The 999-nt window shown below is 72.0% G+C and carries 2 protein-coding genes; both read right to left on the bottom strand.

Features of this window, described 5'->3' with window-relative positions:
- On the bottom strand, positions 1-449 hold a 449-nt coding region (locus tag AB0O34_RS36105; protein ID WP_363923384.1), incomplete at its 3' end, for a hypothetical protein.
- A gap of 138 nt (positions 450-587) precedes the next feature.
- On the bottom strand, positions 588-999 hold a 412-nt coding region (locus AB0O34_RS36100; protein WP_363923382.1), incomplete at its 5' end, for a hypothetical protein.

The raw sequence follows: 999 nt of genomic DNA, 5'->3' as shown, positions 1-999 counted from the left end.
CGTTCAACCGTGATGACCGGGGTGGTCGTCCGCCGTTCAACCGTGATGACCGGGGTGGTCGTCCGCCGTTCAACCGTGATGACCGGGGTGGATCCGGCGGCGAGCGTTCCTATGGCCGTGGTGACCGTGATCGCGCGCCTGGCGGCCATGGCGGGGGTTCGTACGCCGCGCGCGGTGGTGACCATCCTTATCGCGAGGGTGGCCGGCCGGATTCCCGTCCCGGGGAGCGGCGCGAGAGTGGCCCCGCCGCCGGTTCCTCCGGCTGGCGCGATCGGGACGACCGTGGCGGTCGCCCCTCCGCGTCCGGCGACCGTGGAGGCCGTCCGTTCCAGCGGGACGATCGCGGGGGTTCCGCCGCGCGTCCCTTCAGCCGTGAAGGCCGCGGCGGTCCCGGTGCGCGTCCGTACAACCGTGACGATCGCGGCGAGCGCGAGGGCCGTCCCCCGCACCGTGACGATCGGGGAGGCTCTGGTGACCGTTCGTACGGTCGCGAGGGTCGTGACGATCGCGCTGGTGGGCGCCCTCCGTTCAACCGTGACGACCGGCCGGGCGGTGGCCGTCCCTTCACCCGTGACGACCGCGGTGGCTCAGGAGAGGGCCGTCCTGCGAGTTCCTCCGGGTGGCGTGATCGCGATGACCGTGGTGGCCGTCCGTTCAACCGTGACGACCGCGCTGACCGCGGTGCTCGTCCGTTCAACCGGGACGACCGTGGCGGTCGTCCCCCGTTCAACCGGGACGATCGCGGCGAGAGTGGCGGCCGTCCGTTCAATCGCGATGACCGTGGTGGCCGTCCCGCCCACCGGGACGATCGTGGCGCCTCGGGGCCACGTCCGTTCAGCCGTGAAGGCCGCGATGACCGTGGTGCGCGTCCTTCCTACGAGGGTCGCGAGAGCCGTCCGTCCAGCCGTGATGACCGCGGTGGCCGTCCGTTCAACCGTGAGGGTGGCGGTGGTCGCCCGTTCAACCGCGATGACCGTGGTGGCCGTCCTCCGTTCAACC

Source organism: Sphaerisporangium sp. NPDC088356, from assembly GCF_040685555.1.
Taxonomy (GTDB): Bacteria; Actinomycetota; Actinomycetes; order Streptosporangiales; family Streptosporangiaceae; genus Sphaerisporangium.
Note: the sequence above shows the minus strand (reverse complement) of the source record. Positions and strands in the feature narration are given on the sequence as shown.